The organism is Nitrospirota bacterium (genome assembly GCA_016207905.1).
GTDB lineage: Bacteria > Nitrospirota > Thermodesulfovibrionia > Thermodesulfovibrionales > JdFR-86 > JACQZC01.
In genome coordinates this window covers 35,386-57,742 of record JACQZC010000045.1, presented here as the reverse complement: position 1 = coordinate 57,742, position 22,357 = coordinate 35,386, and the positions used below count along the sequence as shown (strand labels likewise).

The 22,357-nt window shown below is 42.0% G+C and carries 22 protein-coding genes and 1 tRNA gene; 15 read left to right on the top strand and 8 right to left on the bottom strand.

The features are described from left to right. Window positions 1–44: 44 nt before the first annotated feature. Window positions 45–446, bottom strand: a complete 402-nt coding sequence (locus HY805_05490; GenBank protein MBI4823665.1) for a helix-turn-helix domain-containing protein — start codon at window positions 444–446, stop codon at window positions 45–47. A 322-nt stretch (window positions 447–768) separates the two neighbouring features. Here HY805_05490 and HY805_05485 point away from each other — a divergent pair, with 322 nt between their 5' ends. After that, complete coding sequence (locus HY805_05485) at window positions 769–2,196, top strand: restriction endonuclease (GenBank protein MBI4823664.1); 1,428 nt, start codon at window positions 769–771, stop codon at window positions 2,194–2,196. A 68-nt stretch (window positions 2,197–2,264) separates the two neighbouring features. Here HY805_05485 and HY805_05480 read toward each other — a convergent pair whose 3' ends face one another. After that, window positions 2,265–2,711: a hypothetical protein gene (locus HY805_05480; GenBank protein ID MBI4823663.1), complete on the bottom strand. Its 447-nt coding sequence runs from the start codon at window positions 2,709–2,711 to the stop codon at window positions 2,265–2,267. A gap of 124 nt (window positions 2,712–2,835) precedes the next feature. Here HY805_05480 and dinD point away from each other — a divergent pair, with 124 nt between their 5' ends. The 11 genes from dinD (at window position 2,836) to HY805_05425 (ending at window position 16,750) form a co-directional block, all read left to right on the top strand. Next, window positions 2,836–3,666, top strand: coding sequence for a DNA damage-inducible protein D (dinD, locus tag HY805_05475; GenBank protein ID MBI4823662.1), 831 nt, complete (start codon window positions 2,836–2,838; stop codon window positions 3,664–3,666). A 252-nt stretch (window positions 3,667–3,918) separates the two neighbouring features. Beyond that, entirely contained in the window at window positions 3,919–4,116 is a 198-nt protein-coding gene (locus HY805_05470) for a hypothetical protein (protein MBI4823661.1), read from the top strand. Further along, a complete protein-coding gene (locus HY805_05465; protein ID MBI4823660.1) occupies window positions 4,109–4,450 on the top strand; it encodes a type II toxin-antitoxin system PemK/MazF family toxin in 342 nt (113 codons plus the stop codon). Before HY805_05470 ends, HY805_05465 begins: the two co-directional genes overlap by 8 nt. Window positions 4,451–4,691: 241 nt before the next feature. Further along, window positions 4,692–8,627, top strand: coding sequence for a translocation/assembly module TamB domain-containing protein (locus HY805_05460; GenBank protein ID MBI4823659.1), 3,936 nt, complete (start codon window positions 4,692–4,694; stop codon window positions 8,625–8,627). Then, window positions 8,624–11,308 (top strand): outer membrane protein assembly factor BamA, encoded by a 2,685-nt coding sequence (gene bamA, locus HY805_05455; protein ID MBI4823658.1) that lies wholly within the window; start codon window positions 8,624–8,626, stop codon window positions 11,306–11,308. The genes HY805_05460 and bamA overlap by 4 nt, the downstream gene beginning before the upstream one ends. 38 nt (window positions 11,309–11,346) lie before the next feature. Continuing rightward, on the top strand, window positions 11,347–12,225 hold the full coding sequence (locus HY805_05450) for a phosphoribosylaminoimidazolesuccinocarboxamide synthase (protein ID MBI4823657.1): 879 nt from the start codon (window positions 11,347–11,349) through the stop codon (window positions 12,223–12,225). 18 nt (window positions 12,226–12,243) lie between these two features. Beyond that, window positions 12,244–13,305, top strand: coding sequence for a hypothetical protein (locus HY805_05445; GenBank protein MBI4823656.1), 1,062 nt, complete (start codon window positions 12,244–12,246; stop codon window positions 13,303–13,305). Between the two features lie 6 nt (window positions 13,306–13,311). Continuing rightward, window positions 13,312–14,289, top strand: a complete 978-nt coding sequence (locus HY805_05440) for an ABC transporter ATP-binding protein (GenBank protein MBI4823655.1) — start codon at window positions 13,312–13,314, stop codon at window positions 14,287–14,289. Window positions 14,290–14,292: 3 nt separating this feature from the next. Beyond that, entirely contained in the window at window positions 14,293–15,057 is a 765-nt protein-coding gene (locus HY805_05435; protein MBI4823654.1) for an ABC transporter permease, read from the top strand. 93 nt (window positions 15,058–15,150) lie between these two features. After that, on the top strand, window positions 15,151–15,612 hold the full coding sequence (locus HY805_05430) for a 6,7-dimethyl-8-ribityllumazine synthase (GenBank protein MBI4823653.1): 462 nt from the start codon (window positions 15,151–15,153) through the stop codon (window positions 15,610–15,612). 16 nt (window positions 15,613–15,628) lie between these two features. Then, window positions 15,629–16,750, top strand: a complete 1,122-nt coding sequence (locus HY805_05425) for a transglycosylase SLT domain-containing protein (protein MBI4823652.1) — start codon at window positions 15,629–15,631, stop codon at window positions 16,748–16,750. A 4-nt stretch (window positions 16,751–16,754) separates the two neighbouring features. On the opposite strand, the gene HY805_05420 is transcribed toward HY805_05425, so the two are convergent. From HY805_05420 to nifS, 3 genes are all read right to left on the bottom strand, one after another. Further along, on the bottom strand, window positions 16,755–17,435 hold the full coding sequence (locus HY805_05420; protein MBI4823651.1) for a tetratricopeptide repeat protein: 681 nt from the start codon (window positions 17,433–17,435) through the stop codon (window positions 16,755–16,757). After that, a complete protein-coding gene (locus tag HY805_05415; protein MBI4823650.1) occupies window positions 17,428–18,090 on the bottom strand; it encodes a histidinol phosphate phosphatase domain-containing protein in 663 nt (220 codons plus the stop codon). Before HY805_05415 ends, HY805_05420 begins: the two co-directional genes overlap by 8 nt. 84 nt (window positions 18,091–18,174) lie before the next feature. Then, the gene (gene nifS / locus HY805_05410; GenBank protein MBI4823649.1) at window positions 18,175–19,362 is read right to left on the bottom strand and encodes a cysteine desulfurase NifS; all 1,188 of its coding nucleotides are present in this window, start codon (window positions 19,360–19,362) and stop codon (window positions 18,175–18,177) included. Window positions 19,363–19,720: 358 nt separating this feature from the next. Between nifS and HY805_05405 the strand changes: the two genes are divergently transcribed. Both HY805_05405 and secG read left to right on the top strand, forming a co-directional pair. Next, on the top strand, window positions 19,721–20,464 hold the full coding sequence (locus HY805_05405) for a triose-phosphate isomerase (GenBank protein ID MBI4823648.1): 744 nt from the start codon (window positions 19,721–19,723) through the stop codon (window positions 20,462–20,464). Further along, window positions 20,465–20,770: a preprotein translocase subunit SecG gene (gene secG, locus HY805_05400; GenBank protein MBI4823647.1), complete on the top strand. Its 306-nt coding sequence runs from the start codon at window positions 20,465–20,467 to the stop codon at window positions 20,768–20,770. Window positions 20,771–20,826: 56 nt separating this feature from the next. Here secG and HY805_05395 read toward each other — a convergent pair. The 3 genes from HY805_05395 to HY805_05385 form a co-directional block, all read right to left on the bottom strand. Continuing rightward, a tRNA-Pro gene (locus tag HY805_05395) sits at window positions 20,827–20,900 on the bottom strand. 2 nt (window positions 20,901–20,902) lie between these two features. Continuing rightward, the gene (locus tag HY805_05390; protein ID MBI4823646.1) at window positions 20,903–21,310 is read right to left on the bottom strand and encodes a MerR family transcriptional regulator; all 408 of its coding nucleotides are present in this window, start codon (window positions 21,308–21,310) and stop codon (window positions 20,903–20,905) included. A gap of 1 nt (window position 21,311) precedes the next feature. Beyond that, the gene (locus HY805_05385; GenBank protein MBI4823645.1) at window positions 21,312–21,587 is read right to left on the bottom strand and encodes an integration host factor subunit alpha; all 276 of its coding nucleotides are present in this window, start codon (window positions 21,585–21,587) and stop codon (window positions 21,312–21,314) included. Between the two features lie 301 nt (window positions 21,588–21,888). On the opposite strand from HY805_05385, the gene mraZ reads away from it, so the two are divergent. Further along, window positions 21,889–22,341, top strand: a complete 453-nt coding sequence (gene mraZ / locus HY805_05380) for a division/cell wall cluster transcriptional repressor MraZ (protein ID MBI4823644.1) — start codon at window positions 21,889–21,891, stop codon at window positions 22,339–22,341. Window positions 22,342–22,357 lie beyond the last annotated feature (16 nt).

The following is a 22,357-nucleotide window of genomic DNA, read 5'->3' as shown; positions in this document are numbered from 1 at the left end:
AAATCGTTGCCATCTCCTTTTTTTATAGGTTCAAGTTGAATTCCCTAAGTGCTTGAATTATCTTCATTTTTATCGTTAGAGCGTTCAATCATGTTCAAATTGTTCAAATCAACTCTGTTGTCATCCTTTACTTTCTCACCCTCTATAAGCCTTGCCTTGTCCATGAGTATTGCAGAGGCAATGACCTTGTCTTTAAGTGTGGCATATGTCAGGTTCAGCTCACTTATTCTGCTTAGGATGTGGTCTGAAAGGAGCCAGTATTTTATGGCAGTTCTTTTTTTAATCTCACTTATAAGAGGGCTTAAATTTTCAGGCGTTTCTTTTACGATGTTATGGATGCTTCCAACGCTTACCTGAAGTTCAGAGGCAATTTCTCTATAGGACCTTCCCTCTAAAAGCATCAGCCTTGCACTCAGCCTTTTTTCTTTTGAGATTTTTTTATTCATATGTCGCCCTGTCATAGCTTAAATCAAAAGGGGATGAAGCAGTCAATATGAAATGTTTCACTTGAAATGTTTCACCTGAAGTATTTCATATGAAATGTTTCACTATGTCCATTTCCACATCGCGTCATTCTGGCTTGTCCAGAATCCATCCTCTTCCTTGTCATTGCGAGGCTTGCCGAAGCAATCTCAGCCTGTCATTCTGAATTTATTTCAGAATCTCATTTTGACATTAGTCCCCTTTCTCTAAATCCCCCTCTTTCCCCCTTTACTCATACAAAGTAACTTACAAAAAAATTTCAAAATTTTATATAATTGATTTGGGATGGAAAATACCCTTTACTATGGCGACAACCTTAATGTCCTGAGAACCCATATCCCTGACAATTCCATTGACCTGATTTACTTAGACCCTCCTTTTAATTCAAAGACATATTACAACATCCTTTTTGCAGAGCCAGCAGGTGAGCCATCAAAAGCTCAAATTACAGCCTTTGAAGATACATGGCACTGGACAGAGGAAACAGAAAGGACATTTCAGGAGATAGTTGACACCGCACCTACCAGTGTGGTTGAAATGATGAAGGCATTCAGACAGTTCATAAAGCCTAATGATGTAATGGCATATCTCACAATGATGTGCATACGCCTTTTAGAGCTAAAAAGGGTTCTTAAAAATACTGGCTCAATTTATCTACATTGCGACCCCACTGCAAGCCATTATTTAAAAATATTAATGGATACAATATTCGGGAAAAAGAATTTTAGAAATGAAGTTATATGGTGGTATGAAACGGGAGGCATCCCTAAAAAGGACTTTTCCCGAAAGCACGACATTATATTTAGATATTCAAAAAGTGATAAATATATCTTTAGACCAAAAGAAGTTATGGAAAAGAGAAGTGATGAAGTTTTAAGAAGAATTGCTACTGGGAGTCTCACCGCTACAAGGTCAACTGGACAGCATAGACATCCTTCCGATGTTTGGAAAATACCGACAATAAATGCAATGGCTAAAGAGCGTCTCGGTTATCCGACTCAAAAACCAGAAGCACTTTTAGAAAAAATCATCAAGGCTTCCTCAAATAAGGGTGATATTGTTCTTGACCCATTCTGTGGCTGTGGAACTGCCAATGCAGTTGCACAAAAACTTAACCGCAAATGGCTCGGCATTGATATAACCCATCTTGCAATAAACCTTATAAAGTGGCGATTAAAAGATATGTTCGGATTAAAACCTAAAAAAGACTACAAAGTCATTGGTGAGCCTGAAGACCTCTCAGGAGCAATGGAGCTTGCCTCTCAGAACCGTTATCAGTTTCAGTGGTGGGCTTTGTCATTGATTAGTGCAAGACCATATGGTGATAAGAAAAAAGGTGCTGATACAGGCATAGATGGTTATATCTTTTTCATGGATGATAAGAAGGAAGTCAAGAAGGCTATAGTATCTGTTAAAAGTGGAAAGGTCTCTGTCAAGGATATAAGAGAGTTAGGCCAGGTGATAAAAAGAGAATCTGCGGTTTTAGGGATACTTCTGACTTTGGAAGACCCTACTACACCAATGATAAGAGAGGCTACAACAGAAGGGTTTTATAAATCAAATTTAACAAAAAAGAATTATCCCAAGATACAGATTTATACGATAAAGGACATCTTAGATGCCAAGCGAGTTAATATACCCATCCAGTTTAGTATATCTCCCTATAAGCAGGCTCAGGGTGTAAAACCTGTGAGTGAAGTGCTGGAGTTTTAATCTGCGGAGAAGCTACAGAAAATAACATACTTTTTATTCAAGAATTTTTTCTTCCTATAATATTTATCTCAGAAAGGTTCTATATCAACATTACTTTCTTTTTCTTCTTTTTTATCTAATCCAAAGTCTTCGGGAGGTTCTTCTCCGCTTTCTATTAATCCAAAAGTATTAGGGGCAGGACGAGTAAAAATTTCTTTTCTTCTTACATACCAACCCAAAGAACCACTAAGAGCTATTCTATCTTTCTTAGATGTGCTTTTCCCAATTCCCTTTAGAATCTCAGTAATATGCAGAGGCTTACCTATTTTCTTGAGAAATTCATATGTTTTGGCAATATTACTTCCGGGTCGTAGTATGCTTTCAATAGAAACATTTTTCCCCTCTCTTGGTAGGAGTTTTAATGAATCTTGCAGAGCTTGAAGATAGGCTTTAGCTTCCCTAATTTTACCCTCATACTCTTGTATTTCCTGTTCTTTCCGTTTAATCTTTTCCTCAAACTTTGCTCTTATACCCATATTCCCCTCTCTTTTTTTAGAAAATGATACCATACAGGAAAATATGGTGTCAAGTAAAAAATATGTTGCATTTAATTATTGAAGCATGCTATATTACCCCATACTTTAATTTTGGAGGTTTGTTATGGAAGAAGATTTAGATAAGATAATCAGGCAGTTAGACAATGCAAGGAAGTCTACAAAAAACGGTGGGGAATACTGGATGGGGCGTGATATTCAACAAATTCTTGGATACTCCTCATGGGAAAATTTTCAGAAGGTAATCCAAAAAGCCCGTATGGCATGTGAAAGCACAGGAATTGACCCTAATGACCATTTTCTTGATACCATGAAAATGGTCTTAATAGGGAGTGGCGCTCAACGAAAAAAAGGAGACTATTTTCTCACGAGATATGCTTGCTATCTAATTGCAATGAATGGTGATAGTAGTAAGCCGGAAATAGGCATAGCACAAACCTATTTTGCTATCCAAACTCGGCGACAGGAAAAATATGACAAACTTACAGCAGATGAACGGCGTCTTCAGCTTAGAGAACGAGTCAAAAATGCAAATCTTAGTTTAACAAGCACCGCTCAAAACGCTGGTGTTCAAAAATACGCTTTATTTCATAGTGCTGGTTATAGAGGTCTCTATGAAATGGGGTTAGCTGAAATAAAGCAGAAAAAGAATATACCTTCTAAGGAAGACCTGCTTGATTGTGCAGGAAGAACCGAATTGGCTGCAAATGAGTTTAGAATCACACAGACCGAAGAAAAGCTTATCCGAGATAGCATAAATAATGAAAGGGGTGCTATTAATACACATCAGAAAGTAGGCGCGGAAGTCCGTGCCACTATTAAAAAACTCGGTGGAACAATGCCAGAAGATTTGCCAGCCGAAGAATCAATAAAGAAATTAACCAGTAAACGCAAAGACAAAATAGATGCAAAAGAAAGGCCCAAGATTACAGGTTAGGTAAAAATAAATGGTAAATAGGGACGAAATGGTAAAAAAAAGAAAAAAACGGCTCACTTGTTCTTCCCTCCCCCCTAACTTTTTATGCCAGCATCACTTCTAATTTTTCTTTTGTTGCAGATGGAAGCCGAACAATAGAACAATAGTAGAGAACAATAGGGACAAGTACATTTTTGAGGGCACTAACTTTTTTTAGCATGCCCGGTGATTTTAAAGAAGGATTAAGGTAAAATAGAGACAGAGGAGGCAAGGATGAAGGCATATAAATATCATTCTGTTATTAAGGAAAACGGCACGATAGATTTACCAAAGCTACCATTTCCTGAAGGAGCAAAGGTTGAGGTTATCATACTGCCTGATGAGGAATCCTTTGAGATGATGCAGGCAGCAGAAAGCAGCCTTAAATTCTGGGACAATCCAATAGACGACGCTATCTGGAACAATGCTTAAACAAAGGGATATAGTCCTTATCCCTATACCGTTTACAAATCTGACATCTCAGAAAAAACGACCTGCTGTTATAATCTCCTCAGATAAATACAATGAAGCTAACGAAGATATTGTAGTAGTTGCCCTTACTTCAAATGTTGAGCCTCGAGATTTTACCGTCATATTGACTGCAGATGATTTAGAGGAAGGCAACTTAAAGGTCACAAGCATGATAAGGGCTGACAAGATATATGCCCTGAATAAGTTAATAGTCCTGAAGACATTTGGTAGGGTAAAGCACGAAATTTTTGCAAAGGTTAAGGAATCCATCCTCAAGCTAATTGAACAGCCGTAAGGAAGAAAAGGCAACATTTCTAAATTGGCTTGATAGCCCCCTTTAGAAAATTTCAGTGGTCAGAGACCGAAATTTTCATGGGTGCGATTCTTTTGGTTACTTTTCTTGGGCATGAAGGACATCGCAGATGCGCTTCACCTAAAGCAACTGGGGTTTGGGGCAAAGCTCAGGAATAAGAAATAATTGACATTTATACCCTTAGCTTACTCATATATGTATACTATTATGGTGGAGGCTATGGGTGGGCATATTTAAAAGGTTAGGACTTAAGAAGTCGATATGCATCCTGCTTTTACTCTTCCTTGCAGGAACGGTTACATTTGCCCTAAGGGGCCCTTATACTTCTAATTTCCTTAAGAAGGTCATCCAGCGACAGCTTCAAACCGCAACAGGCAATCAGGTGATTGCTCAGAAGATGTATATAAACATATTCCCTTTTTTTATCGGCGTAACGGATATAAAGATGTTTAACGAGCAGGGCAAAAGGCTTTTTAGTGCAGACACTATAAAATCATACATAGGGCTTTCTGGAATCCTAAGGGGCGAATTCGAGATAAGCAGGCTTTATATTGGCACTGCTCAGGTATCCACAACAAGGGCAGATGCAGAAGATGTATTGAAAAACCTTAAGAGCTATGCAAACAGAAAAAGAATAGTCAAGGTCAGGGTAAAGACAGTTGAGATTAAAGACTCGGGGTTTTCTTTTTATGATGAGGCAAACCTGCTCACTGCCTCAGGAAAGGGAGTAAATGCAGATATAAATATAAGGGAGGCACCTGATGTGAGCTTTTCTGCCTCGGAGCTTTCAGGGACATTTAAGAACTGGCCTGAGATAAAAGCCGAGGCTAATGGAAACGCCATCCTCAGAAAGGATGGCGTTGACCTCAAGGCACTTAAGATAACCTCTTATGGCTCTTTGATGAATAGCACGGGTTTTTATACGGACGAAACAGGCAGTTTCTCTGTAACGCTAAATGTCCTTGTGGATTCAATCAAAAAGATATTCGGACTAAAAAGAAGAGGCGAGGGAAGGATATACGCAAATGGCACTATAAAACTTCAAAAGGACATCACCATGCCGTTTGTAGATATGGCTCTGAAAGGGGATTTTTATCTTGAGACTCTAATGGAGCTTTTAAGGGCAAAAAAACCAAAAAAGCCTCTTGACGGCTTAATAAGCTTTAGGGGAAACCTCACAGGCAATATAAATGACATTAAAGGCAATGCAGATGCAAGATTGAAAAAAGGCACGCTTTTTGGCGTTAAGGTGGATGACCTTAAGTGCAGTGTCTCTTACGAAGACGGGAGCATGAAGTTTAAAAACGGAATAGCAAGACTTTATAATGGCAAAGGCACACTTGAGGCATCCATGAGCATCCCGAAAGGAAAGCCCTACTCTGTCATGGTTAGGGTCAGGGATGTTGATAGCCCTCCTTTGATTGAATTAATCAAGGTTTCCAGATTAAGGCTTCCATCTGGAAAGGTGACAGGCGAGCTTTATTCTTCGGGTTATGCCTTTAATCCAAAAGGCAGGTTTTCATTTGTCTCGGTTGAGACCCTTAATCATCCTCTGGGCAGAATAAAGTATGCGGATGGAAGTTTTCAGATGACAGACCGAGTGCTCAGCCTTTCCGAGATAAGCATCAAGACTGCTGAGTCGGATGCCCTTATCAGTGGCACACTAAATTTAAACTCAAAGACTATCGAGATGTCAGGCACAGGCATAACCTCGGATGTATTTGACCTTATGTCTCCTTATTTTAAGAGACTCACAGGTCAAGCCGAGATAGGAGGCAAGGTGACTGGAACATTCGATGACCCTCTCGTAGAGATGGATGTTATATCGTCAGGGGCAAGATTGGATGACTATGCGATAGGCAATGTCGTAAGCTCATTTTCTTATAGGAAAAGCCTCCTTGAGATAAGACAATTAATTGGTCTGGGCGAAGGAGGAGAGATTTCGGCAAAGGGCAAGGTAATGTTTCCTTCTGCCCTAAAGGTGTTTGACTTAAAAGAGCCAGACTATGACCTTTCGGTCTCAGTCCAAAAGGCTGACCTCGGAGGACTAATAAAGGTCTTAAAGACAGATATACCTTCAAAGGGCAGTCTTAGCTCCGATTTAACTATAAAGGGCACAGCACCCCTGATTTCAGGCTCTGCCCAACTAAAAGATGTAGAGCTATACGATATTCCGATTTCCACTGCGTCATTTCGTTATTGCTATGACTTAAATGACTTCAATGTGGATAATGCAATATTCAGGCAGGCTGAGTCCTCCTTATCCCTGAAGGGTAGGTTTTCGAGGAACAAGGATTTTAGCTTCACCGCATCTTCAACCCGACTTCATCTGAAGGATTTACTCCGAAAGCCAATCATTGTCAACTATGCATTAAACTTTCTCATGGAGGGCAGGGGGTCCTTCGATAACCCTCAGGTGTCTCTTAAGGGATGGCTTTCAGAAGGAATTTTTAAGGGGAAAGCTATAGGAGACGGCATCCTAAAGGCAGAGCTAAAAGGAAGGGATGTCTTTTTAGATGCTAAAGTGCTCGATGGAATGCTCGGCATCAAGGCAAATGCAACCCTTGCAGAGGAACTGCCATGGAGCGCAGAGGTAGATATAGGAAGCGGAAGATATGATTTTCTGCTTTTTTCATTTCTAAGGGATGTGCCTGCGGATTCTGCATTAACCATGAAGGGCTCTGTTTATCTTAAAGGCACAAAGAACCATATCGAGGCAGATGCAGGGCTCTCGTATCTGAATGTGGCTATGTTTGGTCAAGAGATTATCAATGACTCTGAGGTAAGGCTCAAGGTCTTTGACAGAAAGGTCTCTCTCTTAAAGACCGTAATGAGAAGTGGAGATGCCTCTTTTAGTATAGCCGGGGCAGTTGAGGTTGGCAGAAACTATGACATCTCCATTGAAGGCAAATCTCCACTTTCGATCCTGAAGGGTGTTTCAAATAGGATTTCGATACTGAGAGGCACTTCCGACTTTATGCTTACGCTTGAAGGAGACTGGGAAAATCCAGTGATAAATGGCAGTCTTTCTGTCTCTGACGGAACGGTTGCCTTGAAAGGCATTCCACAACATCTTACTGCAATAAATGCTTATCTTACAGTAGAAGGTAGAAGGATTGTTTTTCAGAGGGCACACGCAAGGTTTGGCGGAGGAGAGATTGGACTTAAAGGTATGATTAGTCTAAGCGGTTTTGAGATAGAAAGGCTTTATCTGGACACAGAGATAAAAGATATTACTGCCTCCATCTCAAAGGACTTTTCGGTGAACTTAGGAGGAAATCTCGTTTTAAAAGGCACGGCACAATCACAGGACATTACAGGAGAGTTGACGATAAACAGGGCAAGGTACAGAGAGAGCTTTGAGTGGAAAAGCTGGCTTATATCATCTAAAAAAACAAAACAGGCAGGCAAACCAAGCCCTTACCTTGACAGAATGAATCTGAGCGTAAGGGTTTCTGGCTCGGACAATATTACAGTTGACAACAACATAGCAAGGGCATCCCTTAAAGTAGATATGGTTTTAAAAGGCACAGTGGGCAGTCCGCTTTTATTTGGAAGGATAGAGGCTAAAGATGGAAGGGTTTATTTCAGAAATAGTGAATTTCAGATACTCACTGCAACTGCCGATTATGCAGAGCACCTGAGGGCAGGACCATTTTTCGGAATAATAGCCGAGACATTCTCAAAGGGATACCATATCCGATTAAGCCTCGAAGGACAGGTAGACCGCTTTCACATGTCCCTTTATTCTGACCCACCGCTTGGAGAGATTGAAATCTTAAGCCTGTTGACAGTCGGAGACTTTGGAGAAAACCTGAAGGGACTCGAAGGCAGTATTGGTGCAGCCGAAGCTGCATCTTTCCTTACAGGCAAATATCAGGATGTGATAGAGGAGAGGTTAAAGGACATCACAGGCATAGACAGGGCTACGATAGACCCCTACATATCCAAATCATCAGGCTCTATTGTGCCGAGGGTTACTGTTACAAAAAAACTTTTAGGAGAGCGGCTCTTTGCCACTTACTCCACTGCAGTTGGTGCTCAAGAGCAGGTGCTCAAATTAGAGTATTTCCTTGCAGGCAATGTCTCTTTAGTAGGGCTGAGGGATGAAAGGGGCAGTGTCGGAGGAGATATAAAATTCAGGTTTCAGTTCAAATGACAAAGATAGCCCTCTCTTTACTGCTTTCAGTCTCTGCCCTATTACTGTCTGCAAAGAACCTTCTTGCGGAAACGCAAACTCCAATAAGACAAATAGAGGTAGAGGGAATTTACTCTATAGAGAAAGAGGAGATTGTCTATCTTTTAGACCTTAAAGAAGGAGAGGTCATTGACCCCGAAAGGTTAGAAAGAGGTATCAAAAGGGCGTTCCTTAAGGGAATATTCGAGGACATCTTAATCGAGCTTTCTTCGGAGGGCGTTTTAAGGGTAAAGGTAAAAGAGAGGGATTTTATAGAGGGTATAAAGGTCAGGGGGAATTCATATCTCAAGGATAAATTTATAAAGAAGCACTTTCTCCTGAAAGAAGAAATGCCCATGAGATACGACATGGTCGAGGAAGCCCAAAAAAGACTTAAGGCTCTATATGCATTTTCCGGGTTTCCCAATGTAGAGGTTTTGCTGGAGATTAAAAGGGCTAAGCCAAACAGCATTAATCTTGTCCTCAGCATAAAAGAAGGAACCCCGATTAGGATTAAAAAAATCGTTATCTCAGACATGCCAAAAAATGAAAAAGAACAAAAAAAAATGCGGTCTTTAATGGAGCTGAAAGAAGGCGATGTATATGACCAATTTAAGCTAAAGACCGATATCGAAGCACTGAGTCTGCGTCTCAGGAAATCAGGCTATCTTGACCCTGTGGTTGAGTATTCCTTTGAAGATACCACGCTTCATCTAACAATCCTCAGAGGCAAAAGGCTCATGGTTAATATTCAGGGCAACGAGAAAGTAAAGGCGAGGGCGATTCAGGCTGTCCTTCCGTTTTTCGAGACAGGAGATTTCAGGGATGAGCTTGTAGAAGAGGCTGTCTCAAAGACACTTTCGCTTTACCACGAAAATGGCTATCCTTTTGCAAAAGTTGCACCGGTTATAAGCAGATATGACGATGAGATAAGCCTTAATCTTTTCATTTTCGAGGGCAGAAAGGTTAAGGTTGGCTCGATAAGATTTGAGGCAGTAAGCATCGCGAAAGAGAGGCTAAAAGAGATTATGACCTTAAAAGAAAAAGGATTATTCAACCCCAATGCCCTCGAAACAGATATTGCTGTAATCAAGGAGTTCTATATGGCATTGGGGTATCTAAATGTAGAAGTCGCAGAGCCTGAGGTAGATATCAGGGATTCTTCTGCAAGCATTAATATAAAAATAACCGAAGGTAGCAGGGTCACGGTTTCTTCTGTCAGACTGATGGGTGTGAAACATTTCTCGGAGGCTGAGCTTGAAGATGTCATTCCTATAAGCGAGGGGGATCCTTACAATGAGATTGACATAGCAGATGCAAGGCTCAGGATTATAGACCTCTACGGCAAAGAAGGCTTTGTCGATGCAAAGGTCGAGATACAAAGAAACATTGTTGAAAATACCGCAGAGGTCGTATTCTCTATAGAAGAGGGCAGTAAGGTATTCATTGGGAAAACCATAATTCAAGGTAACCGTAGGAGCAAAACAGTGGTGATAAGAAGGGAGCTGGATTATAGCGAGGGCATGCCCCTTAATTTCTCTCAGTTTGGAACATCGAGGCAGAGACTTTACAGGCTTGGAATCTTTACCGATGCCAAGATAGAGGTGCAGGACAGATATGGAGACAAGGCTGATATTGCCATAAAGGTCCAAGAAGGCAAGGCAGGCGCAGTGGAGTTTGGTCTGGGATACGGAGAATACGAAAGGTACAGAGGGTTTGTGGATATAAGCTACAGGAACCTTTTTGGAATGAACAGACAGGTCAGCTTGAGGGCCGAACTCAGCACACTCGAAAGCAGACATATACTGAATTATTATGAGCCATGGTTTTTAGGCAGGCGAATTCCCCTGAGGGCATTGTTTCTCACGGAACAAAAAAAGGAAAAAAATATAGATACAGGACAGACCCGATACAGAATCAAAAGGCATGCAGTAAGCGTAGGCACCGAAAAGAGAATTGGCAGATGGGCAAAGGCTGATATATTCTATGAGTTTTCCATAGCCAAGACATTCGATGTCCTGCCTGATGTAATCCTCACAAAAGAAGACACAGGCACTTTATCTATAAGCAGTATAATGCCAGGTGTGGTTTACGACACAAGGGACAATGCCTTTGACCCAAGAAGAGGCATGTTTGCAGGCGTGTCCCTGAAGATAGCATCTTCGGAGTTTCTGTTTTCCGAGACCGACTTTGTAAAGCTGATTGTGCATGTAAGCACCTATAAGAGGCTGACAAAATGGCTTGTATCGGCAGTGTCTCTAAAGGGTGGAACTGCAAAGGGCTTTGGAAGGACAAAGGAGCTTCCTCTCATAGAAAGATTCTTTTTAGGTGGAAGAAGCACTGTAAGGGGATACGCTCAGGATGACCTGGGACCAAAAAGCACAGTTGGCACTCCAACAGGAGGCAGTGCCTTTACATTAGGAAACCTCGAACTCAGGGCGTATGTTGGAAGAGGCTGGAGCTTCGTGGGTTTCCTCGACGCAGGAAACGTGTGGCCCGAACTGGATGATGTGCAGTTAGACAAGCTCAAATACACAACAGGCATTGGCTTGAGATACATTACGCCTGTTGGACCACTAAGATTAGACTATGGATATAAGATTGATAGAGAGCCAGGAGAGAGCACTTCCGAGATTCATTTCAGCATAGGACATACATTTTAAGCCTGATTGCTTATTGCCTTTTGTTATAATAGAACATTATGTCTGAAGTCATCCTTAAGACAGAGATGCCTGACATCGGTGAGCCACGGAGAGGAAAGGTAAGGGACATCTACGACCTCGGAGAAAACCTCCTCCTTGTTGTCACAGACAGGGTCTCTGCATTCGATGTGGTTTTGCCAAATGGAATCCCTGACAAAGGAAGGGTTCTTACCGCAATATCGGTCTTCTGGTTTAGACAGATGGAAGACATTGCCCAAAACCATATTGTCTCTACCGAGATTTCCGAGTTTCCAGAGGAGCTTCATAAATACAGGCATATGCTCGAAGGCAGAAGCCTCCTCGTCAAAAAGGCAAAGGTCATACCTATCGAGTGCATTGTAAGGGGCTATCTTTCGGGTTCGGGCTGGAGGTCCTATAAGTCCGATGGAACTCTATGCGGAATAAAACTTCCTCAAGGGCTTCTTGAGTCCTCGAGGCTTCCAATGTCTCTTTTTACTCCAAGCACAAAGGCAGAGGAGGGGCATGATATAAATATATCATTTGAGAAAACAAAGGAAATCGTTGGCACTGACATAGCAGAAACCCTGATGGACATAAGCCGCAGGGTATATAAAAGGGCATGCGATATAGCAGAACAAAAAGGTATAATAATTGCCGACACAAAAATGGAGTTTGGCACCATCGATGGAAAAGTCATACTTATTGACGAGCTTCTTACGCCTGATTCATCGAGGTTTTGGTCGATGAAGGATTATCGGATAGGCAGGGGGCAGGACAGTTTTGACAAGCAGATTATAAGGGATTATCTTCTTACCCTCGACTGGAACCAGATGCCTCCAGGTCCTCCTCTTCCAGAACATATAATCGAAAAGACAAGAGAGCGATACAGGGAGATTCTCAGGATTCTTACAGACTGAAGTTATTCGAGGTAATAGGTGAGATTTAAAATTTTAAATCCGAGATTTATAAATATGTGTTTGACAGCCGCTATGGCTTTGTCATTGGGGTGCGCTCAAAAGCGTATGGATGACCTGTGGATTTCCCTGAACCCAAAGTTTGTAAAAAATAAAAAGGAGGTCCTGAGGGTCAGCCAGGTAGTAGCAGAGATTAACAGAAGGAATAAGACCATCGAGAAGTCCCCTGAATGGCTTAAGGAGGCATATGACTCTCTCAAGATAAAAAGGCTCAATGACATACCAAAGGAAGAGTATAAATCTTATAAGAGATTCCTTAATGGCAGTGGAATTTATATTATCGTTCATCCTGCCTTCTATACATTTTTTCACACGGATATGAAACTCTCCTCTTTCTGGGATAAAAAGTCATATCCAGAGAAAAACATCGTCGAAAGGTTTTATGACAGGTTTACCATCTATGACATGAGCCTCGAAATACTCAAGGAGCAGGAAAGGATGCTCAGGGATTTTCTTGAGCTTTTCTCAACAGAGAAAAGGCTAATCCTTTTAATCATACCCGGCGGATATAGGGAGCATCTCTCTTACGGATATGTAGAGGGCAGGGATGAATATTCAAGGTATATAAACGAGATAACGAACATGTCGGAATCGGTGATTTATCTGGAATCCGTGTCGTATGAGGCGGGTCGTATATCAAAGGATGATATGGGAATGCTTATGGAATTTCTCAAGGAGCTTGAGATAAAGACGGTTCTTCTTGGAGGCGGATATGTTGGCAAGTGTCTTGACCAGTTCTATGGAGACTTAATAATGTCTTTTGACTATGATAATGTATATTATGTAGCTGAGATAACTCAGGTGTCCCCTGAAAATCTAAATAATAAATGGGGCAGATACCTGCTTTCAAAAAATGGAAGGATAAGGATAAAGGAGGCAGCAATAAACCTACTTTTGCCTGATGCCTATGAACTTAATAGGGCAGTGATTCCAAAGGTTAAAGTCCTCCGCAGGTATAGTTTTTATTATGGACAGCCAGTTGCAAGCCCGGACAATAAAGTCTCTATAACCCCCGATAAATAGGAGCTAATGGCAATCATCAGCGTAGAAAGGCTTACCAAAAAATTCGGAAATATCACTGCGGTAAACGATATATCCTTTGATGTAGAAGAGGGCACAATATTTGGTTTTCTTGGACCAAATGGAGCAGGTAAAACAACTACTATAAATGTCCTTTGCACACTCCTTTCGCCTACCTTGGGCAGGGCATCCATAAATGGTCATGACTGTATGAAAGAGCCTGCAGAGGTTAGAAAATCCATAGGCATCGTGTTTCAGGACACAACGCTGGATAAAGACCTCACTGCTTATGAGAACCTTTCTTTTCATGCGTATCTTTATGATGTAAAAAAAACCGAGATTAAAGGAAGGGTTTACGATGCATTAAGTTTTGTCGGGCTTTACGATAGAAAAGACGACCTCGTTAAGAAATACTCAGGTGGTATGAAAAGAAGGCTCGAGGTTGCCAGAAGCCTTATACACAAGCCAAAGGTCTTATTCCTCGATGAGCCAACACTGGGCTTAGACCCTCAAAGCAGGGCTAATCTCTGGGAGTATATAGTTGAGCTTCCAATGAAACATAATGTTACTGTATTCATGACAACCCATTACATGGAGGAGGCAGAGGTCTGTCGGAGAATCGCAATAATCGACAACGGGAAAATCATTGCAAGTGGCTCGCCTGATGAGCTAAAAAAAATGGTCTCAGGAGATGTTATATATCTAAGGACAACCGATAACGAGAAGGCTAAGGAAGAGATTAAAAGGCTATTTGACCTCGATGCAGCGATAAAAGGCGGAGAGCTTTATATCACAACGCTTAGAGGAGATTCCTGCATCCCTGAGCTTATAAGGGGGCTTTCGGATATGGTTATTTCGGTCAGGCTCGAAAGGCCAACGCTGAATGATGTTTTCCTTAAGCTCACAGGAAGGGCAATAAGGGAGGAGGAGGTAACAGAGGCAAGCACTATAAAGGAAGAGGTAAGGGCATATAGGAGAAGGCACTGAGATATGAAATTTAATGCAGTCTATGTGATAGTTGCAAGGGAATTCAAGAAATTCATAAGGGAAAGAAGCAGGCTCATCTCGACATTGGCAAGACCCCTTGTGTGGCTTTTCCTCGTTGGAGCAGGCTTAAGCAGGCTTGTAAGACCAGTCGAGGGTGTCTCTTACACCCAGTTCATGTTTCCTGGAATCCTGGGCATGACAATGCTTTTTGCCTCTATATTCTCCTCCATATCAATCATATGGGACAAGGAATTTGGTTTCATGAAGGAGATTTTAGTAGCACCAATCTCAAGACTCTCGATAGTCTTGGGCAAGGCATTATCTGGAACGATTGTCTCATCCATTCAGGCATTAATCATACTTTTATTTTTCCCCCTTATCGGCTTAAGGCTTGGGATATTCGAGGTCGTAGAGGTGGCTCTTATATGTGTGATGGTTTCTTTTTGCATCTCGGCATTTGGAATCGTGCTTGCTACTTTTTATGAGTCCTATGAGAGTTTTAGCGTTATAATGAACTTCATAGTAATGCCTATGTTTTTCCTTTCAGGAGCAATGTATCCTATAAAGCTTCTGCCAGAGGTTTTAAGGCTTGTGGCAATGGTCAACCCTCTTACCTATGGCATAGATGCACTGAAGCATATAGTGAGCCCTCTTGAGACAGGCCCTATGGGACCTGATTTCCCTCTTATTGCCGATATTTCGGTCATAGCCTTTTTATCCACCGCATTTGTGCTTTTAGGTGCAAGGTTCTTTGAGAGGAAGGGATAGGAAAAGATAGGCTGATAAAACAATCTCAGATTTTTCTTGTTTTTTAAAATGAAATCGTATAAAATTTAAGTGCTATTAAAACATGGAGGTCTTATGAAGACACTACAGGGTGAGCTGATTGCAAAGGGCCTTAGGTTTGGAATAGTTGTAAGCAGGTTCAATGAGTTCATCACTTCTAAACTCCTCGATGGAGCAGTAGATGCCCTTTTGAGGCATGGTGCAAAGGAAGAAGACATAGATGTTGTCAAGGTGCCAGGGTCGTTTGAGATACCGCTTATAGCAAAGAAGATGGCTGAAAAAGGCAGTTATAACTCCATCATCTGTCTTGGCACTGTGATAAGGGGTGCCACACCTCATTTTGAATACATTGCCTCGGAGGTCTCAAAGGGCATTGCCTCTGCCTCGATAGAGACTGGTGTGCCAATTGCATTTGGAATCATAACATCTGACACCATAGAGCAGGCAGTTGAAAGGGCAGGCACAAAAAGCGGAAATAAGGGCTGGGATTCTGCACTCACTGCAATAGAGATGGCACAAATAATGAAAAAACTTTAGGTTAGGGAGGTTGAATTTGAACTTTCAAAGAAGGCTTTTTTTTATAATCTTCATCTTAGCCATTTATATAATTTCCTCTTACTCGGTTTCTTTTTCAGAGGAGCAGATCTCTGTTGAGGTCGTAGCTGAGTCCGTTGAGACCACAGAGCAGGTCCAGGCAGACATCGTTGACCCTTTAAATCTCGTCTCTTATGGTCTAAACGCACTTGAGCTTGAGGTAGTGCAGAGGGAGCTAACACATTTTTCAGAGACCATAAAACAGAGATTTCATTTATATCTTCAGAGGTCAGGCAGATATATAGGTTTGATGCGCGAGATTCTCAAGGGAAAAGACATGCCTGAGGAACTTGCCTTTCTTCCACTTGTAGAGAGTGGTTTTAACCTGCGTGCAAAATCCAGAATGAAGGCAGTTGGGCCATGGCAGTTCATAGAGTCCACTGCAAGACTCTATGGGCTTAAGATAAACTGGTGGGTGGACGAAAGAAGAGACCCTGTGAAATCTACAGAGGCAGCCGCAGACTACCTGAGCGACCTCTACGAAAGGTTCGGCTCATGGAGTCTTGCCATGGCCGCATACAATGCAGGCGAGGGAAAAATCCAAAGAGCGCTCAGAAGAACAAATGCGGACGATTACTGGATGCTCCTTCCAACAAAATACATAAAGCCCGAGACAAAACACTATGTGCCAAAGTTTATTGCGGCAAAAACCATTGCGGAAAACCCCGAAGAATATGGGTTCGAAGATGTAAGCTACGAGGAGCCTTTTATTTATGAGGAGGTCACTGTCAGAGGCGCCTTGGAGCTTTTGGATGTTGCAAGATGCACAAACACATCTCTGGATGAGTTGGATGAGCTTAATCCAGAACTCGTAAGAGACTGCACGCCTCCTGATGCAAAGGAATATACCTTAAGAATCCCTGTTGGAACGAAAGAGGCATTTCTTAAAGACTGCATGGATGTGCAAAAATCCAAAAGGTGTCTGGTTGCTATCTATAAAATAAAAAGGGGCGACACGCTTTCGGGAATCTCTAAAAAGACAGGCGTGTCCATAAACACAATCCTTTATCTTAACCGCGGCATTAAGAAAAGCTCCCGTTTGAGGATTGGACGGATAATCTATATGCCATCAGGCAGGTAATGCACTAACCCTTTTTCAGCCTTGCCTTTGCTTGCTCGGATAAAGGAGACCATGAGAAATCCTTGATGACCTGCTCGTATTTTTCCTTTGCCTCTTTAGTCTTGCCCATCTCATCGAGGATATTTGCTGACTCCATGAGTGCAATGTCGTCATAGGCAATGCCTTTGTAGTTATAGAGTATCTCTAAATATTTCAATGCCTCTTCCTTATTGCCTTTCTTTAAGCTTGCCATTGACATCTTATAATAAGTCAGTGGCACAAACCTTTCGTCATCAGGGAATCTCTGGTTCAGCTCCCTTAGGGATGAAATGGCATCGTCATATTTTTGGAGGCCGTAATAGCAGTTTGCTATGTAATAAAGGGATAGGGCAGAGCCTTTTGCCTTATAAGCAGACTTAAAGCTATCTAATGCCTTTGAGAGTCTTTCTACCTGAGACTGAGGTTGTCTCTGATAAAGCCCATAGTAAAGCTTATACCCTTCGTAGAAAAGCTCCTCTGCATTTCTCTCCTTATTCCTTAGATAGAGGAAACCTACAAGGACAAGGACTATAAGAGAAACAACCGAAAAGGCAATCAGCCTGTATTTTTTCTCCATGGTAAAAAATGCCCTTGCCTTTGTGAGAACCGTTTGTATGTCCTCTTTTTTCTTTATAGGCTCTATCTTTTTCTTAATAGCCTTAGGCATTGCCTCTCCTTAATGCCTTTTGGACAAGGGCAGAGGAGGTCTCAAAGACAGACTCTATGCGGTTGTCTTCGATGCCAGAGGAAAGAAGGATTTTTCTTGCCGTCTCCTTTGAGATGAGGTCAGAGGGGCTATGTGCATCCGTGTTTATGACGAGAGGTGCTCCGAATCTATTTGCCTCTTTTGCAACATACCCATTTGAAAGGCAATGTCCTTTTCTTGCCGTAATCTCGAGAACGACTTTTTTTTCCTTTGCAAATAGGATGTCCTCTGTAAGGATAAGCCCTGGGTGTGCGATTATGTCAGCACCTGCCTCTATGGCGGCCCTGTTCGTGCCGGGTATAACTGGCTCTACAATGGTCTCTCCGTGAACCACTACAAGCTCTGCACCAAGCTCCCTCGCCTCCTTCACAAGCTCTCTAATCAACTGTGGAGGCACATGAGTTATCTCGGCGCCTGCTATAACCTCTATTGGGAAAAGCCCTTTTAGTTTCATAACCGCCTTAACCAATCTTGGAACCGAAAAATCGATATTGGAGGCATCTACATGGTCTGTGATGGCAATTGCCTTATAGCCCGCATTCATTGCCCTAACCACAAGCTCAAATGGAAGAAGCTCTCCATCGCTAAGGATGCTATGCGTGTGAAGGTCAATCATAATAAAAAGATACAGGAAATCATGTATAAATGTAAACTATTTTTAAACTGGACTATTCCCTGTAGCTTGCTACGGGGATACCTTTCAGCATTTGCTAAGAGGCGAAATCTCCCTCAGCTCATTTACGATTGCAGGCAGGATTTTAACCACCTTATCGATCTCTGCCTCTTTATTATATCTTCCGAGGGAAAACCTTATAGAGCCGTGTATTGCCTCTGGAGGCACAGACATTGCCTTAAGCACATGGCTTGGCTCTCCAGAGCCCGATGCGCATGCAGAGCCAGTTGACACGCATATACCATGCTCGTTGAGCTTAACGAGTATTGCCTCGCCTGAGACATAATCAAAGCTTATATTCGTCGTGTTTGCCAGACGCCTCTCCTTATCTCCATTTATCCTCGCTGGCGAGCACCTTTCAAGAAGGCTCGACTCAAGCTTGTCCCTGAGCCTTCCGATATAGGAGTCATCATCTGGAAGCCTTTCGCTTGCAAGCTCGCATGCCTTTCCAAGACCGATTATAGAGGCAGTGTTTTCGGTCCCTGCCCTCATTCCATTTTCCTGATGTCCTCCGATTATATATGGATGAAACCGCATGCCCTTTCTTACATAAAGTGCGCCTATACCTTTTGGTGCATGAAGCTTATGCCCGGAGATGGATAGCATGTCCAGAGAAGACAGCTCTTTTACATTTATAGGAATCTTTCCTACTGCCTGAACAGCATCTGTGTGAAAGAGGATTTTTCTTCCATATTCCATGGACTTCTCCCTTATTATTCCGGCTATCTCCTTGAGAGGGAAGATCACACCTGTCTCGTTGTTTGCATACATCACAGAGACTATCGAGGTTTCTTCGGAAATGGCATTAAGGAACTCATCCATGTCCAGATTTCCCTTACCGTCAACAGGTAAGTAAGTCACTCTGAAGCCTTTTGTCTTCTGGAGATGGCTTACGAAGTTAAGAACAGCAGGATGCTCTACAGAGGTGGTGATTATATGTTTTTTATGAGGATATGCATCCACTGCGCTCATAAGTGCTGTGTTGTCGCTTTCAGTGCCACAGCTCGTAAAGACTATCTCTTCTGGCTCTGCGCCTATTAAATAGGCAACCCTTTCCCTTGCCTCCTCAATCTTTTCCCTTATAGAGGAGCCAAATGTGTGCATGCTCGATGGATTTCCATAAAGGGTCTTGATATAAGGCATCATCTCCGAGATAACCTCTAAAGAGATGCATGTAGTTGCATTGTTGTCAAGGTATATGGTTTCAGGAGTCATTGTGTAAGTATATCATAAAATCCAGTAATCCCCCTTAGAAAAGGGGAAGAAGGTAGTGCCAATCATTTTGTGTAAATTCATTCTATTATCTTCTTTTAATCCCATATCCTCTCTCAAGTATTTCCTCCATCCTTTCAGGGTCTAATGTTTTTGCTTTACGGGTTAAAGAAAGAGATGGATGCTAAAAATAGAACAACAGTTGTTCTATCTCACTAATTCGCTAAGTTTTAGAACTTTATCAAATAGCGTCATAAATTTATTTATATAGTAGTTGGCTCGGCTTGGTAGGACATAAGCTCTACCCATTATATTTTCGATTTGCCCTCTGGCTTCATTTTCGGGTATAATTAAAACTCAAATGCGAAGACCTTTTATTGCGGCTAACTGGAAAATGAATAAGACTCTCCCTGATGCCATGGAGTTCTTAAACGAATTCCTTCGGTCAATCGAGAAAGTCGGCAACAGGGATATTGTAATAGCCCCTCCTTTTACAGCCCTTGAGAGGGTTTCCGAAAGGCTAAAGGGCACAGTCGTGATGCTTTCGGCTCAGGATGTCTTTTATGAGGAAAAAGGTGCATACACAGGCGAGGTCTCACCTCTTATGCTCAGGGATGTAGGGTGCAGGTTTGTGATAATCGGGCATTCGGAAAGAAGACAGTATTTTAATGAAACCGATGAGACGGTCAATAAGAAGATAAAGGCTTCGTTAAAAGAAGGTCTTGGAGTTATTTTCTGCATAGGAGAAAGCCTAAGTGAAAGAAATGCAGGCAGGACATTTGATGTTCTCAGGTCACAGGTTCATGGAGGGCTTAAGGGCATAAGTGAGATTAAAGACATAGTTATTGCCTATGAGCCTGTATGGGCTATAGGAACCGGGGTTACAGCAACTGAAGAGCAGGCAGAGGAGGCTCATAAATATATAAGGTCCGAGATAAAGGATATGTATGGCTCTGTGGCAGATAAGTTGAGAATACTTTATGGAGGAAGCGTGACTCCTGAGAATATAAATGCACTTATGTCATGCCCTGATGTCGATGGAGCACTGGTTGGCGGTGCAAGCCTAAAGGCAGAGAGTTTTGCTAAAATAGTTAAAGGAGGATAAATGGTAACCCTGCTTTTGATAATACATGTCCTTGTAAGTTTCTTTCTGATATTCGTAGTGCTGATACAAGGTGGAAAGGGCGCAGAGCTTGGCGCTGCATTTGGAGGCTCAAGCCAGACGCTTTTTGGAGGAAGAGGAGCGGCTACATTCCTCAGTAAGCTGACCACAATCGTTGCAGTTGTTTTCATGCTGACATCCTTGTTTTTGGCAATTGCATCCGTGAGAAAAGAAACCATCATAAAAGAGTCACCTGCTGTCAAGGAAAAGACAGCACCTGTAGAGCCTGCAAAATTGCCTCCTAAGTAGACCGAAAGACAATGGTTCTTTTTGACTACATCTGACTCATCCGGTTAGTTAGCTCATCGGGGCGAGCAGATTTGAACTGCCGACCACTCGCACCCCAAGCGAGTGCGCTACCAGGCTGCGCTACGCCCCGAGCTAAACGAGATGACTGATGATGTTTCTGAGCTTCTGCTTTATCTGTTCGATGGCATCTAAAGAGGCACTCACTGAGCCTTCTAACACTACCGAAGCCAATGAAGTCACCTGGGGCAGAGCCGTGAGTTCAGGGGTTAAATCTCTAAATCTTTTCCTTACACCCTCGATTGTATACCTTTCGGAATAAAGAAGTTTCTTTATCTCGAGGATTGTCTCGAGGTCTTTCTTTATATATACCCTTTGACCTGATTTGCTTTTCCTTGGTCTCAAAAAAGGAAACTCGGACTCCCAGTATCTAAGCACATAAGGCTCAACCGCCGTAATCCTCGATACCTCGCCTATCTTATAAAACAGCTTATCAGGCAGAGGATTGTTCGGTGCGATGGTTTTAGCATGAGGCTTCTGCATATTATTTTCCTATAATCTCCTTTAGCTGGTTACTTGCCTTAAATGTAAGCACCCTTCTTGGGGTTATTTCCAGTTCCTCGCCTGTCTGAGGATTCCTGCCCCTCCTTGACTGCTTCTTCCTTACATTGAATGTTCCGAACTTAGATACCTTGACTGATTCTCCCTCTGTAACAGCATTTTTTATCGTCTCGAATATTACCTCTAAAATATCCTGTGCCTCTTTTTTCGAGAGCCCTACCTTATCAAATATAATCTCTACGATGTCTGCTTTTGTCATGGGAATTTTCTTAATTATATTAAGTAGATAGAAGATTGTCAAGGGAAATCCTTTTTTGTGTTAATCTCAAGCCAAAGTAGAAATGTCCTATTCTTGCCAAAGTAGAAATGTCCTATGCGATTAATCGCTCTTAGCGAGGAATATACCTTCTAAGAGGCAACACTACAGATAGTAGTCATTTGAATTATTAATCACAAAATATAGGGATATAAGGATTTCCCCATTTTTCTCTTGACAAGAAGCCCAAGGATGCATAATATTATGTGGTAAAAAGTGGTAGAAAGTGGAGTGAAATAAAGAGATGCCTGCTTTTTCAGGAAAGTATTATTATACTCTAGATTCAAAGGGAAGGCTCATAGTGCCTTCTTCTTTTAGGGAGATAATTTCAGCCAACTACTCTCCAAGGCTTTATATCACGAATTCTCCATCTGAGAAGTGTCTTCATATATATCCGCTTGAGGAATGGAGCAGGCTCGAGGAAAAGGTAAGGGCACTTCCTAAGATGAACGAACATGTAAGGTTTTTTATGAGAAGGGTTATTGCATCGGCAGTCGAGATAGAGATGGACAAGCAGGGAAGGGTTTTAATACCTTCTGCACACAGACAGGATGCAGAGGTAAACAGTGAAGTTGTCATAGTCGGACAGATCGAAAAAATAGAGATATGGGATAAGAAGTTATGGGAAGGAGTCACGGACCCATCCCTGATTGACAGAAAAGCCCTTGAAGCAACCTTAAGCGATTTTGGGCTCTAAAGATAAATTAACGGTT